At 29.8% G+C, this 14,474-nt stretch carries 13 protein-coding genes and 1 tRNA gene; 1 reads left to right on the forward strand and 13 read right to left on the reverse strand.

From position 1 onward, the window contains the following. Window positions 1-321: 321 nt before the first annotated feature. The 10 genes from RSF37_RS12860 to RSF37_RS12905 form a co-directional block, all read right to left on the reverse strand. The gene (locus RSF37_RS12860) at window positions 322-1,674 is read right to left on the reverse strand and encodes a PTS sugar transporter subunit IIC (RefSeq protein WP_332564801.1); all 1,353 of its coding nucleotides are present in this window, start codon (window positions 1,672-1,674) and stop codon (window positions 322-324) included. Window positions 1,675-1,919: 245 nt separating this feature from the next. Further along, the gene (locus tag RSF37_RS12865) at window positions 1,920-2,231 is read right to left on the reverse strand and encodes a hypothetical protein (protein ID WP_332564802.1); all 312 of its coding nucleotides are present in this window, start codon (window positions 2,229-2,231) and stop codon (window positions 1,920-1,922) included. A 429-nt stretch (window positions 2,232-2,660) separates the two neighbouring features. Then, on the reverse strand, window positions 2,661-3,869 hold the full coding sequence (locus RSF37_RS12870) for an NADP-dependent isocitrate dehydrogenase (RefSeq protein WP_332564803.1): 1,209 nt from the start codon (window positions 3,867-3,869) through the stop codon (window positions 2,661-2,663). A 157-nt stretch (window positions 3,870-4,026) separates the two neighbouring features. Then, the gene (locus RSF37_RS12875) at window positions 4,027-4,911 is read right to left on the reverse strand and encodes a LysR family transcriptional regulator (RefSeq protein WP_332564804.1); all 885 of its coding nucleotides are present in this window, start codon (window positions 4,909-4,911) and stop codon (window positions 4,027-4,029) included. Window positions 4,912-4,954: 43 nt separating this feature from the next. Further along, entirely contained in the window at window positions 4,955-5,248 is a 294-nt protein-coding gene (locus tag RSF37_RS12880; RefSeq protein ID WP_332564805.1) for a hypothetical protein, read from the reverse strand. A 145-nt stretch (window positions 5,249-5,393) separates the two neighbouring features. Continuing rightward, window positions 5,394-6,824, reverse strand: a complete 1,431-nt coding sequence (locus RSF37_RS12885; RefSeq protein ID WP_332564806.1) for an amino acid permease — start codon at window positions 6,822-6,824, stop codon at window positions 5,394-5,396. A gap of 285 nt (window positions 6,825-7,109) precedes the next feature. Next, the gene (locus tag RSF37_RS12890) at window positions 7,110-8,432 is read right to left on the reverse strand and encodes an NCS2 family permease (protein WP_332564807.1); all 1,323 of its coding nucleotides are present in this window, start codon (window positions 8,430-8,432) and stop codon (window positions 7,110-7,112) included. A 219-nt stretch (window positions 8,433-8,651) separates the two neighbouring features. After that, on the reverse strand, window positions 8,652-9,992 hold the full coding sequence (locus RSF37_RS12895; protein WP_332564808.1) for a hemolysin family protein: 1,341 nt from the start codon (window positions 9,990-9,992) through the stop codon (window positions 8,652-8,654). A 271-nt stretch (window positions 9,993-10,263) separates the two neighbouring features. After that, on the reverse strand, window positions 10,264-11,265 hold the full coding sequence (locus tag RSF37_RS12900) for a GGGtGRT protein (protein ID WP_332564809.1): 1,002 nt from the start codon (window positions 11,263-11,265) through the stop codon (window positions 10,264-10,266). A 31-nt stretch (window positions 11,266-11,296) separates the two neighbouring features. Continuing rightward, a complete protein-coding gene (locus RSF37_RS12905; RefSeq protein WP_332564810.1) occupies window positions 11,297-11,989 on the reverse strand; it encodes an iron-sulfur cluster assembly scaffold protein in 693 nt (230 codons plus the stop codon). A gap of 246 nt (window positions 11,990-12,235) precedes the next feature. Between RSF37_RS12905 and RSF37_RS12910 the strand changes: the two genes are divergently transcribed. Further along, a tRNA-Leu gene (locus tag RSF37_RS12910) sits at window positions 12,236-12,319 on the forward strand. Between the two features lie 180 nt (window positions 12,320-12,499). Here RSF37_RS12910 and RSF37_RS12915 read toward each other — a convergent pair. The 3 genes from RSF37_RS12915 to RSF37_RS12925 all read right to left on the reverse strand — a co-directional run. Further along, entirely contained in the window at window positions 12,500-13,171 is a 672-nt protein-coding gene (locus RSF37_RS12915) for a hypothetical protein (protein ID WP_332564811.1), read from the reverse strand. A gap of 64 nt (window positions 13,172-13,235) precedes the next feature. Then, complete coding sequence (locus RSF37_RS12920) at window positions 13,236-13,775, reverse strand: hypothetical protein (protein WP_332564812.1); 540 nt, start codon at window positions 13,773-13,775, stop codon at window positions 13,236-13,238. Further along, a partial coding sequence (locus RSF37_RS12925) for an ImmA/IrrE family metallo-endopeptidase (protein WP_332564813.1) occupies window positions 13,768-14,474 on the reverse strand: 707 nt, incomplete at its 5' end. The genes RSF37_RS12925 and RSF37_RS12920, both read right to left, overlap by 8 nt.

The raw sequence follows: 14,474 nt of genomic DNA on the forward strand, positions 1-14,474 counted from the left end.
CCTGCATAGGCTCCACCTTTTTTTGTAACTGAAGTTCCTATTGGATTTTTTTCATTGAACTTTGGAAAGTCTTTCTTAGCGCTTCTCATGAAAACTTTAAATACTTCCTCTACTGGATAATCTAATTCTGCTGAATTTTTAAATGACATCGTTCTACCTCCCAAACTTAAATTCTAAAATTATAGTATATAATCTATACCCCTGTCTTCTATATTATATACTATAATTTTAACCTTCAATATATAATTTGTTAAATATTCTTATTTATAAAGAAGGCATAAGCCATAAGGCTTATGCACTTCAAAATATTTTTATTTAATCTTATTCATCATTTCCGATTCTATTAGCAGCTATAACGAATGGAGCCCATATTATTATTGTTAATAAGAATAATAATGCAGCTAAGATTGTAGCTTTGATATCTCCATTAGTAGCTAAGAATGCTGATATAATTGGAGGACAAGTCCATGGTATAAATGCACTGATCTTGTCAACTAGACCTGCTTTAGTAGCAAAGTAAGCTATTGTACATAGAATTCCTGGAATTAATGTAAATGGTATGAAGTATATTGGGTTTAACACGATTGGTAAACCGAATATTACTGGTTCATTAATTTGGAATACTCCTGGTACTAATGCAAGTTTTGCAAGTTCTCTATTTTCTTGTCTCTTAGAGAATATGAATATAGCGATAATTAACGCTAATGTACCACCTGATCCACCTGGCATTGCGTATACATCTACGAAGTTTCTAGTGAAGATGTGTAATGCTTCTTTACCTTGGTTTACAGCTTCAATATTTTGGTTTAATGTCGGTAAGTACATAGTGTTAAGAGCAGGCTCTACCATGTTCATACCGTGTAATCCAAAGAACCATAATAATTGTGATAAAGTAATTAATCCAATGTAAGTGAATGGTGATTGTCCAAGTTTTGTTAAAGGTTCTTGAATAGTTTTATCAATCCAAGTCTTGTAATCAACTTCAACAACTTTAATAAATAACATTGATATAATTGCGAATACAGCAACTGTTAATATAGCTGGTATAACAGCTGAGAATGCTTTTGCAACAGCTGGTGGTACTTGATCAGGTAATTTAATAACCCAACCTTTTTTGTTTATCGCACAGAAAAGTTGTGCTGATAATAAAGCAACTATAAGTCCAGCAAACATTGCAGTTGAGTTGAATGATCCCCATGAGATATTACCCCATGTTCCAAATGTTTGTTCAACACCTTTTTCTACTTCAACAGTAATATTTAATGAATCTGGTACCATTGCTAAGTATGAAGCAACAGCAACAACAGCACCTGCTAATGGATCAACATCTTGTGATCTACAGAAAGCATATGCAATTGTTATAACTAAGAAAATAGTTGTCATTGCAAGTGTACTCCACCACATCTGGTTGAATACAGTATTTACATACTTTTCAAGGAAAGGTTGTATTGAATCCTTGTAAACTGCAATTGTGTTTAATTGTTTTCCAAGTAATGAGTCCGGTTTAAGTAAAACGTTTAGGAACATTGTTCCTACAGCACCAACTAAAGATATTGGTAAATAAGCTATAAATCCGTCTCTTAGCGCAGCTAAGTGTCTTTGTCCACCTAATTTTGATGCAATTGGCATCATAACTTTTTCAAGCCAGGCAGAAAATTTGTCCATAAATTTCATTTCGGTTCCCCCCCAAAATTAATAATAAATTTATATGAATGTTTACTCATACTTGTATGATTAGAATGACGTCAAATCATATTTGTATTTGAAAACAAGCATAGCTATAAAATCATTCCCTGTAAAAGATTACATTTAACCCTTTTTTCTGCTTATACAATATTAATATTATATAAGCATCAATTTAATTCCTATATTATAGAAATTTAATCTTCTATAGTTTTCCCATACCCTTTTTCTCTATTTTAATTAAAATGTGGTTCTAATAGAGGTAAGATCTTGTCTACTCTCTTTAAACCAAAATCTACTGGTTTCAATACTACATAAGGTATGTTTTTAGAATCTAGTTCTTCTTTTATCTTTGCTTCAACAAGCATCATTTCTGGTGATATAATTACAACATTTATATCTCCATTTTCAATAATTTGTCCCATTTCCCCATGCTTTGAAAAAATCCATTCTATGTTTAAAGCATTCTTTTCAGTATGCTCAACCATAACTCTTTCAAATGATTTTGCTTGTCCAGTTCCTTTAGATAAAACTAAAACTTTATTCATTTTCTACATCTCCTTCTAACAATAAATATCATATATTAGTCAGTAATTATACTATGTCAATGAACACACTAAACATCTGTTATTATTTACAATATTATCATAATTTTTACATCCTGTACATAGTTTTCTGAATATTTTTTATATTTAAATTATTCAAACTATCTTGACTTTTATATATACTATTTTTACTTCTACACTTACTATTTTATTCCTAATTTCTGTGAACTTCTTTGGTATATTAACTATTTTATACAATTCTTTCCTGATTGTAAACATTTTTTGTTAAAAAAATATAAAAAATACGATATTTTTGTAAACTTTTACTTCTATAATTCATATTATATTCATTTTCGTGTTTGATAAAATATTTTTACCATTTTATTCTATTAAAGTAAAAAAGGAGGTATTAAAAACACCTCCATTTGATTATTAAATTAGCTCTTCTATTCTATTTTTTATACAGTTTATAAATTCAAAACTATTTACAACTTTATAATTTTCTAATTCAGTTATAGAAGCTAGATCTTTTGTAATTATTCCACTTTCTATCGTATCAATAGATGCCCTTTCTAAAATATCAGCATATCTTACTAATTCTGATATTTTATCTAATTCCCCTCTTTTTCTTAATGCACCACTCCAAGCAAATATTGTAGCCATAGAATTAGTTGATGTTTCTTCACCGTCTAAATGTTTATAATAATGTCTTTGAACCGTACCGTGGGCAGCCTCATACTCAAAACTACCATCTGGGGAAACTAAAACTGATGTCATCATAGCTAAAGATCCAAAAGCAGTAGCTACCATATCACTCATAACATCTCCATCATAATTTTTAAGAGCCCAAATCATTCCACCATCTGATTTAATAACTCTGGCTACTGCATCATCAATAAGCGTATAAAAATATTCTATATTAGATTCTTCAAATTTCATCTTATATTCATTATTATATATTTCATCAAAAATATCTTTAAATGTATGATCGTATTTTTTTGAAATTGTATCTTTCGCTGAGAACCACAAATCCATTTTACTATCTAATGCAAAATTAAAACAACTTTTAGCAAAACTTTCTATTGATGCTTTTAAATTATGCATACCAAGTACTATCCCATCTCCATCAAAGTTTTGTATTAATTCTCTCTTTTCAATTCCACTCTCGCTTGTAAATACTAATTCGCACTTACCTTTACCTTCTACTTTCATTTCGACATCCTTGTAAACATCCCCATAAGCATGCCTTGCAATTATTATAGGCCTAGTCCAATTCTTTACAAATGGTTTTATAGAGCTTACACATATAGGTGCTCTAAAAACTGTACCATCTAATATAGATCTTATTGTTCCATTTGGACTTTTCCACATTTCTTTTAAATTATATTCTAAAACTCTTTGAGCATTAGGAGTTATAGTTGCACATTTAACTCCTACTCCATGCTTTTTCACTGCATTTGCAGCAAGTACCGTTACTTCATCACTCGTACTATTTCTATTTTCTATCCCCAAGTCATAGTACTCACTTTTTAAGTTTACATATGGCTTTATAAGTTCCTCTTTAATACTTTGCCACAAAACCCTTGTCATTTCATCCCCATCCATTTCTACTAATGGATTTTTCATCTCAATTTTCTTCATTTCAACGCCCCCTTTTATACTGCTATACTATAGCAATTTAATTAATTATACATTAACTGTATTTATTTATCAATTTTATATAAATATGTAATTTAATATAAAAAAGAAAAGTCTAAATATATACTAAGTACATATTTAGACTTTTCTTTTTTAACAATTATAATTTATATGTTTTTGCTTCATCCATGAATTCGTGCATATTATTACTAATAAACTTATCCTTATGTACTAATAATAATAAATCTCTATTTATTGTCTCTTTGTCTAAAGTTATCTTTTTAACTTTTTTTCTTTTTATCTCTTCCTTTATGCATTGTCTTGATATGCATCCAATCCCAAGGCCAGCTTCAACACTTCTTTTAATAGCTTCACTATTACCAAGCTCCATAAATACATTGTACTCTATAGCTTTATCATTTAAGTAAGCTTCAACAATTTCTCTAGTTCCACTACCTCTTTCTCTAACTATAAATTTTTCATTGCTTAATTCATTACTTTTAATTATTGATTTTTCACACCATCTATCATTGTATGGAGCTATAAATACAATCTCATCTTTCCATACCTTTTCATATCTTATTTCTTCTGAATGTACTTTACCTTCAATAAAAGCAAAATCAATTTTATTTTGGAGTATCATTTTCTCTATATTCTTTGTATTTTCTATTATAAGAGAAATTTCTATTCCTTTATTCCTTTCAACGAATCCTTTTATAATTTCTGGAAGAATATAAATCCCTATAGTTGTACTTGCCCCAATAACTATCTTACCTTCTTCTTTGTTATTTATCATCTTTATCTTTTGGGCACCTTCATCATATAAATTTAATATTCTTCTAACGTAGTTAAAGTATATTTCACCTTCATAAGTTAGACTAAGTCTTTTTCCTATTCTATCAAATACTTTAACTCCAAGTTCTTCTTCTAGTTCTTGAATAGCCTGACTAACAGACGGCTGACTTATATACAAAGATTTTGCAACCTTAGTCATATTTAAATTAATTGCTGTTTCGTAAAAAATCTTCAACTTTCTAAAGTTCATTATATTACCCCTCTTTAAATAAGGTTTAAATTAATTCTATAACCTATTTTTTGTCTACTTCTTCATAATCAACATCTATAGCTTTTGATGTATCAAATTCTTCTTCATCATCTTTAGTTTCATTTTCTGGACTTTCATATGTGTAAGTTTCTTTATAATCATTATTATCATACTCATTTTTATTTCTTGAGAAATAAGCTCTTATTTTGAATATTGCCCACATTATTAACCCTATTAATATTAAATAAGGTAATATTCTAATGAAAAATCCAGCAACTACTCCTATTACTAATATTGTTATTATAAAATATAGCGCGAATTTAAAATTTTTGTTCATATTCTCATTCCTTTATAATAATATCATTTTTAACTATTATACAATTTAATTGTTAAGTATTAAAGAGGTTTCTCTATCAATTTTATTAACATTCATTTTTAAAAAGACACCTACTAAAAATAGCAGGTGTCTTTAAGTATATATATTAAGCTTTTAATTTTTCTTTTCTTGCAATCTTAGGAAGAATAAATCCTAGTCCTATTAATACAAATGGTGTTGCAACATTTAATATTAATTGGAACCACCATCCACTTGTCATTGATTCAATGCCTTGTGGAACCATTCCTAATATACATGCCATTGCTGTAAATGCAAAACACCAAACACCAATAACTAATGCAAACTTATCATTCTTAACAAATTTATAATCTGCCTTAAATTTATCTCCAGCTCTCTTAAGTAATATGAATGCTAAGAATACCCATAAGTATCTAAGTGGCATTACAACCGCATTAAGTCTTAATAACCAGTTGTAAAGTTCATTTACATTACCTATACCAAGTGCTGGTACAACTATTAATATACTAACTAATACCGCTGTCATTAAATACCCCTTTATAGGAGCTCCATACTTGTTAGTCTTAGTTAATCCCTTTGGTACAAAGTTATCATCTGTTTCTGATAATAATACTTTAAGTGGTGCATCTATTGAGAATATTAATGCTGATATTTGTGCTAATGCATTTGCTATAGCATATATAAATAAGAATCCATTACCTATTCCATAATATTCACCAAGTTTTTGGAATGCATAATATTGACCATTCATCATAAGGTCTTTTGGTATATCATTTGCATTAAACATCATTCCCATTGCAAATGAACCAAGTATAGCTGAAATAGTAACCATAACAGCTAATATAATCATTCCTAGTGGGAATTCACGACTAGCATTTTTAGTATTATTTACATAAGGTGCAATCTTTTCAGCTCCACCAACTGAGAATACTAACATTGCTATAGTTGTGAAATACGAAAAGTTAAAATTCGGAATTATCGTATCCATTGATATATTAGTTGTAGCAATTGATGCTCCTGTTATAGCTGGTGCTGCCATCATTAATACAATATATAATATTGACATAATAAATGTAGCTGTTCCTGCTATTGTTCCTATAAGCTTAAGTGAAGTCATACCTCTTGATGCTACCCATAAGAAGAATAGGAATATTGCTAAAGTAATAAGTTGAGCTACTAATGGATCCATTGACTTAACAAGATCACCATTTCCTTTAACCGCCCATCCTAAAGCTACTAATAATGTTTGTGGTTTTTGTGCTAAATAAGGTATATGCACAACCCAATAAGTCCATCCAGCAAAGTATGCTAATGTTGTTCCTTTAGTTTCTCTTATCCATGTACTTACGCCTGCTTTACCATCTTTGAAAACTGAACCCAGCTCTCCAACCATTAATGCGTATGGTACAAAGTATAATCCTATTATTAAAACCCATGATACAATTACTTGTAGTCCTTGGTTAGCAAAATTGTTAACAACATTACCAAATCCCCAAACGGAAACAAAGGCCATCATAGCAAGATTATACCATCTTAGTTTCTTATCATTATTTGACATTATTCTTCTCTCGCTTTCTTTAGTTCATTGTTAAATTTTTATTTTAGTATTTGTCTATTATATCAAAGTTTTTACATTTCGACAATATTCGGCTTTTATATGATTTTTTTATCATTTTATCGATTTTAAAACTTTTATTTAACACTTTGTCAAAATACCCATTACTTAAAGCTATAAAATTAACACTTTATTATATTAAAGTGTTAAATTCAAAATAAATATTAAAAAATTTATTATTATTAATAAAAAATCCTACAGTTCGTTAAACAAACTGTAGGATTTAAATTAAACTAAAAATTTAAGTAAGAATACTACACCAATAATTACTGTAGTTATACTTATTTCTTTATATTTCCCTGTGAAGAACTTTAATACTATGTATGAAATTACTCCAAAAATAATACCATCTGAAATACTATATGAAAATGGCATCATTATCATAGTTAAAAATGCTGGAATTGATTCTGTATAATCTTCTAAGTCAATAGTCCTTATTGGCTCTATCATAAATAATCCAACTAATATTAACGCTGAAGCAGTTACTGCTGGAGTAATTGATGCAAACACTGGTGCAAAGAATAATGATAATCCAAACATTATAGCTGTAGTTACAGCTGTAAGTCCTGTTCTTCCACCTTCTGCAACCCCTGCTGCACTTTCAACGAATGTACTAACTGTACTTGTTCCAACACAAGCACCAAAAGTTGTTCCTACGGCATCTGAAAGCAAAGCTTTCTTGATGTTTGGAACTTTTCCATTCTCATCTAGCATTTTGGCTTTAGTTGCAACTCCAACTAAAGTTCCAATAGTATCAAATAAGTCCATAAATAATAATGTAAATAAAACTATTAACATATCCATTGAGAATATATTATGCCATTCAAAATCAAATAAAACGCCACTAATTGAAGGTGGTGCACTAACTACTCCTGTTGGCATTGGTGTTATTCCAAAAGGAATTCCAATAATAGCTGTTATAAGCATACCAAAGAATAGTGCTCCTCTAACATTCTTAGCTAAAAGTATTGCTGTAATTAATAATCCTATTATAGCAAGTAACCCTGCGCCTTTAGTTATATTTCCAAGTGCAAGTATTGTTCCACCATCTGCTGGGTGTACAACTATACCAGCTCCTTCTAATCCAATTAAAGCTATAAGTAGACCTATACCAACTGATATACCTTTTTTAATACATTCTGGTATTGAATCAACTATTGCTTCTCTTACATTACCTATTGTTAATAATATAAATATTATACCTTCTAAGAAAACTGCTGTTAATGCGAATTGATATGAATATCCCATACCAACTACTACCGTATAAGCGAAGAATGCATTAAGTCCCATTCCTGGTGCTTGTGCAAAAGGTAGCTTAGCATAAATTCCAGTAAGCATTGTTGCAACAAAAGCTGAAAGTGCTGTAGCTGTAAATACTGCGCCTTGATCCATTCCGGCTGCTGCAAGTATTGATGGGTTAACAATTAATATATATGCCATAGTCATAAATGTTGTTAATCCTGCAACTACCTCTCTTTTTGTGTTTGAACCATTTTTACTTATTTCAAAATAGTCATCAAGTAATCCATCTTTTTTAAAGAAGTTTTTCATCTTACCACTCTCTCTTAATAATTTTTGTCCGAAAACTATAATATATTATTTTTCGTCAAATTTCTACCCTATATCCGAATATTTTTGAACTTTTTTTAAATTATTTATGGAAATCGTAAGATTATCCGAATTATAGAACCTTTTTGGACATGCTATAATTCGGGTTTTAATAAAAAAAAAGGTTAATCTAGATAATTTCTTCTAGATTAACCACATTTTCTATGCTTCTAATATTTCTTCTTTTTCCTTTTGTAATAACGTAACTTCTACTTCTTCAATTCTTCTATCCATTACTTTTACTACTTTTATATCCACATCATCTATTCTAAATTCAACATTAATACCTTCTTTAGGTATTTTACCTATTTTAGTAATTATATAACCATTTAAAGTATCATAATCACCCTCTTCAATATCAGTGTCAAACTCTTCATTAAAATCGTATATATTTATAGTTCCTTTAACTAAATATTTTCCATCTCCTATTGGCTTTATATCAGGTTCATCAATATCATATTCATCATCGATATCCCCCATAACTTCTTCAATTAAATCTTCCATAGTAACTATACCTGAAAATCCACCATACTCATCAATTAATATTGCCATATGGTTTCTATTTACTTGAAGTTCTTTAAATAGTTCATTGATTCTTTTAGTTTCTGGGACAAAATATGGTTTATGAAGAATTTCTCTAATATTTACATTCTCAAATCCAACTTTTCTTGCCTTTACGAAGAAGTCTTTAATATATAGTATTCCTATTACATTATCTATATCATCTTCATAAATTGGAATTCTTGAATACTGTGAATTTATCGTATCATCTAAATATTCGTTTATGTCATCTGACACATCTATCATATATGTATCTTTTCTTGATGTCATGATTTCCTTTGATAATCTATCATTAAACTCAAATATACCATTTAGCATATCTTTTTCATCTTCACCTATTGCACCTTCAGCTTCACCTTCTAAAATTAAGGCTTGTATCTCTTCTTTAGACACTTTTTCTTCAATGCCTTCTCCATTAAATCCTACAATTTTTAATATAAGTGTAGTTGATAATGAAAGTATTTTAATAAAAGGCTTTGCTATTATTGATGTAAGATATATTACTTTCGCTGTACCAAGTGCTGTTTTCTCTTTTCTTTGAAGTGCTATTCTTTTAGGGACTAGTTCTCCAAATACTAATGTAAAGTATGATAGTATAACTGTTACTGTTATTATTGCTATTTGATTAGCATATGGAACACTAAGACTATCTAGTTCCTTAGAAAATGCTCCTGAAATTCCTGTTGCAGCTGATGCACTTGAAAAGAATGCTGCAAGAGTTATCCCTACTTGAATTGTTGCTAAAAAAGTACTCTGGTTTTTCATAACTTTTTCTAATAAAATTGCTTTCTTGTCTCCACCCTCTGCAAGAACTCTAATTTTGCTCTTATTTACTGATACTATAGACATTTCTGCTGATGAGAAAAAAGCATTAATTGCTGTTAAAACAATTATTAATATTAACTGGGGTATAATGCTCCCCGGCTCTGGTTCTATTGTCATTTTAAATCCTCCTAAAAATGTGTAATATCCTGATACTATCACAAATTCAAAAAACTATCAATCTATTTATTTATTTATTTATTTTTGTGACATAATCTTATCTTCCATTTTAATTCTACACCTATAAAATCATATTTGAAATTAACATTCTTATAATTTTTTATTACATTTCTATACTAAATATAATTTTAAAATAAAAAAGATCCAATGCAAGATTTATAAAATCTAGCATTGGACCTTATTATTAAAATAAATTTTTACAAAATTTAAATTATTTGCTCATTGCTTCTTCTACAGCAACAGCTACAGCAACAGTAGCTCCTACCATTGGGTTATTACCCATTCCGATAAGACCCATCATTTCAACGTGAGCTGGAACTGATGATGATCCTGCGAATTGTGCATCTGAGTGCATTCTTCCCATAGTATCAGTCATACCGTATGAAGCTGGACCTGCAGCCATGTTATCTGGGTGAAGAGTTCTTCCAGTACCACCACCTGATGCAACTGAGAAGTATTTCTTTCCTGCGTTAACACATTCTTTCTTGTATGTTCCAGCAACTGGATGTTGGAATCTTGTTGGGTTTGTTGAGTTACCAGTTATTGATACGTCAACTCCCTCTAAGTGCATGATAGCAACACCTTCTCTAACGTCGTTTGAACCAAAACATCTAACCTTAGCTCTGTCTCCGTTTGAGTAAGCTTTTTCTCTTACTACCTTTAATTCTGAAGTGTAGAAATCAAATGAAGTTTCAACATATGTGAATCCATTGATTCTTGAGATTACCATAGCAGCGTCTTTTCCAAGACCGTTTAAGATAACTCTTAATGGTTGTTTTCTTACTTTGTTAGCTTTTTCAGCTATTTTGATAGCACCTTCAGCAGCAGCGAATGATTCGTGTCCTGCTAAGAAAGCGAAACATTCTGTTTCTTCTCTTAAAAGCATAGCTCCAAGATTTCCGTGTCCTATTCCAACTTTTCTATCATCAGCAACTGATCCTGGGATACAGAAAGCTTGTAATCCTTCTCCGATTGCTTCAGCAGCTTCAGCAGCCTTTGTGCAACCCTTCTTTATTGCTATAGCAGCACCTAAAGTATAAGCCCATCCAGCATTTTCAAATGCGATTGGTTGAGTTTCCTTTGCGATTGTGTATGGATCGATACCTACAGCATCGCATACAGCTTTAGCATCTTCTATTTTTTCCATTCCGTATTTGTTAAGTACTGGAACGATTTGGTCTATTCTTCTTTCATAACTTTCAAATAATGCCATGATTAAATTCCTCCTTACAAATTAATTTAAATTATGAGTGTCTTGGATCTAATAATTTAACAGCGTCTTCTACTCTACCGTATTGTCCTCTTGCTTTTTCCATCGCTTCATTAGCGCTCATTCCCTTAGCAACGAATTCCATCATCTTACCTAAGTGAACGAATTTGTATCCGATAATTTCATTATCAGCATCAAGAGCAACTTCTGTTACGTATCCTTCTGCCATTTCAAGGTATCTTGGTCCTTTAGCAACTGTTCCGTACATAGTACCAACTTGTGATCTAAGACCTTTTCCTAAATCTTCAAGTCCAGCTCCTATTGGTAGTCCGCCTTCTGAGAATGCAGTTTGAGTTCTTCCGTATACGATTTGTAAGAATAATTCTCTCATTGCAGTATTTATAGCATCACAAACTAAGTCTGTGTTTAATGCTTCTAAAATAGTCTTTCCTGGTAATATTTCTGAAGCCATTGCAGCTGAATGAGTCATTCCTGAACATCCTATTGTTTCTACTAGTGCCTCTTCAATTATACCCTCTTTAACGTTTAAAGTAAGCTTACAAGCTCCTTGTTGAGGTGCACACCAACCTACTCCATGAGTAAGACCTGAGATATCCTTTACTTCTTTAGCTAAAACCCATCTTCCTTCTTCAGGAATAGGTGCTGGTCCGTGGTTAGGTCCTTTAGCGATTACACACATTTCTTGAACTTCTGTTGAATACATCATATTCTTATTTCTCCTCCCTAATTATTAGATTATAAACTCATTTTATGTATAAAAAATTAGTTTACTTTTCTAGCTAGGTCAAAAACTGCCCCAGTGGGTTAAGTTTTATCCTACATACATTTTAGCAAATGTGTTACAATCAAACAACTAAAATATTAATTTTTTTCATTTTTTTGATAATTTTATTTGTTTCATTGAATTTTATACTAATATTTGCTATAATGATTTTGTTAAGAAACTTTTCTTGCCACCATGGCGGAACTGGCAGACGCACATGACTCAAAATCATGCGGTTTTACCGTGTGGGTTCGATTCCCACTGGTGGCACCATACATTTATAAGAATAGCACTATCACTTGCTTAAACAGTATTTTGATAGTGCTTTTTCTTTATGTTTACCACTATTTTTCCCACTTTTACGATGAAATTCAAAAAATAAAGGACTAAGAAATACACCCTAGTCCTTATTGCTTTTATTAATTTATTTTTCTATTAGTTTAACCATTTTACTTATAAAACATCGATTAAATTCTGTAGACATTCTATATCTATATTTTCTTCATTAATTTTTATTACTCCAATAAAATCTCTTTTATTTACTTCTTCCAAACTCTTCTCTAAAACATTCTTACTCTCATCAATTATATTATACGCTAATTTCATACTTTCTATTGTAAACCTAGTTTCTTTTATATGTTCTTTTATATCATTTAACACACTAATATTATCTCTTGAATATTTATCTATTATTATTCCATCTTTTTTTCTACTTAAGCTAAAGTCAATTTTAAATTCACAAATATTAGGTATTATTTCAACATTTATACTTTGAGGCTTTGTCTGTAAAAATCTAATACTTTTATATATTTCTCCATCATAATTTCCGTTTGGTTCTGCTGATATTACTAATTGAAATTCTAGACTTTGTAAATCAGCTATATATTCAATATATATTTCATTAACTGTATTATAGTAGCGCTTACTTTCTTTAATTTCAAAATCAAGTTTAGTATATATTTCTTTAAATTCCTTTATAAACTTATCTACCATTTTACCTTTACGATTTGAATATGCTTCTTTATAGTCTTTATATTTAGAACTATATTGTTCAATTAAACTATTTAGCTGATCACTTAATTTGTTATATTCCAATGCCTCTGACTTCATTTTTTTCAAATCCATTTTAATCTCCCTTAATCTAAATAAAGAAAGTTATATAACTTTCTTTATTATCATTCAATACTATTTATAGCTTGTCTTTGTTTTTTATATATTCAGTAAAAGTCTTTGTCGGAAGCTTTCTTCTTTTAGAAAGCATTTTCTTCCAAATACAGTTACCTTCATCCTCAGTTATTTCTTCATCATTTAAAGCTTTAAGTAATATATCAGCAGTCGTAACATGTTTTAGATTATACTTTTGAACATAATACATTATGTCTCTTAAATTATTACTTGCTATAATTCCATTGTATGTTTTTGCTAATGCTATAGCTGCTGCTTCGCCTTTTCCTATAGGCTTTCTACCGTCTTTAGGTTTTATAGCTAATTCAATATAAATTTCATAAGCTTCTGATCCTACTTCTATATCTAATACTTCTAATATCTCCTTACTATTCATAGAATCTATTTCATTGCCTATATGAGGTATTCTTGGATTCTTTAATTCATCATAAACAGGTTTCGGCAAAATTATTTTTCCAGTAAATAAATCTATTATAATATCTCCCCTTTTAACCCATAAAAAAGAGGAAATGCAATCTGTATCGAAAAACATTTCTTTAGTCATACATTTCCTCCTCATCATCTAATCCAAAGACAATATCAGCTCTATAAGCATCTAATAACAATTCTTCATACTTTCCACTGGATACAAGCTCTTTATCATTTAATTCTTCTGCCATTTTTATATATTTACCCATTGTGAAATATTTTTTATTTGCTTGACTAGGCATATATAAAGTAGCATCATATCCTAATTTTAGAGCTGAATTAATAATCCCACTTTTCATTGAATAAGTCTCAGATTTATTCATATATCCATCTGAAACAAGTCTATTTAAAATCGCCTGTCTACTTAATCCAAAATGTTGTTCTATTCTTACTACATCTTCTACTGTGATTTTTCTATTATCTTCCGTTAATTTTTCTTCTGATATAAAACTTTGTAAAGCTTCGTAAGGAGCTAAAAAATATGAAGCAAACATATCTGCCTCTTCTTCTTTTTCATCTTTAACATTTTCAATATCTTTTGCACATATACTATTAAGTTCTTTATGAAAATATAAATGACATAATTCATGAGCCATTGTAAATCTTTGTCTACCATATGTCATATTTGAATTAATAGCAACAATGCTATTATTATTAACCTTAATACACATTCCACTTATTCTATCACTCATTGGATAAAAAACTATAGTTAAATTATCTAATGAATTCACTAATGAAAATATATCAATTGGTGAATTTGCATCTTCCTTTAATT

The organism is Clostridium sp. (assembly GCF_036643715.1).
Taxonomy (GTDB): domain Bacteria; phylum Bacillota; class Clostridia; order Clostridiales; family Clostridiaceae; genus Clostridium.

Excerpts from the sequence above, each read along its gene's own strand:
- RSF37_RS12860 (WP_332564801.1), bottom strand. The coding sequence starts at position 1,674 with ATGAAATTTATGGACAAATTTTCTGCCTGGCTTGAAAAAGTTATGATG.
- RSF37_RS12865 (WP_332564802.1), bottom strand. The coding sequence starts at position 2,231 with ATGAATAAAGTTTTAGTTTTATCTAAAGGAACTGGACAAGCAAAATCA.
- RSF37_RS12870 (WP_332564803.1), bottom strand. The coding sequence starts at position 3,869 with ATGAAGAAAATTGAGATGAAAAATCCATTAGTAGAAATGGATGGGGAT.
- RSF37_RS12875 (WP_332564804.1), bottom strand. The coding sequence starts at position 4,911 with ATGAACTTTAGAAAGTTGAAGATTTTTTACGAAACAGCAATTAATTTA.
- RSF37_RS12880 (WP_332564805.1), bottom strand. The coding sequence starts at position 5,248 with ATGAACAAAAATTTTAAATTCGCGCTATATTTTATAATAACAATATTA.
- RSF37_RS12885 (WP_332564806.1), bottom strand. The coding sequence starts at position 6,824 with ATGTCAAATAATGATAAGAAACTAAGATGGTATAATCTTGCTATGATG.
- RSF37_RS12890 (WP_332564807.1), bottom strand. The coding sequence starts at position 8,432 with ATGAAAAACTTCTTTAAAAAAGATGGATTACTTGATGACTATTTTGAA.
- RSF37_RS12895 (WP_332564808.1), bottom strand. The coding sequence starts at position 9,992 with ATGACAATAGAACCAGAGCCGGGGAGCATTATACCCCAGTTAATATTA.
- RSF37_RS12900 (WP_332564809.1), bottom strand. The coding sequence starts at position 11,265 with ATGGCATTATTTGAAAGTTATGAAAGAAGAATAGACCAAATCGTTCCA.
- RSF37_RS12905 (WP_332564810.1), bottom strand. The coding sequence starts at position 11,989 with ATGATGTATTCAACAGAAGTTCAAGAAATGTGTGTAATCGCTAAAGGA.
- RSF37_RS12915 (WP_332564811.1), bottom strand. The coding sequence starts at position 13,171 with ATGGATTTGAAAAAAATGAAGTCAGAGGCATTGGAATATAACAAATTA.
- RSF37_RS12920 (WP_332564812.1), bottom strand. The coding sequence starts at position 13,775 with ATGACTAAAGAAATGTTTTTCGATACAGATTGCATTTCCTCTTTTTTA.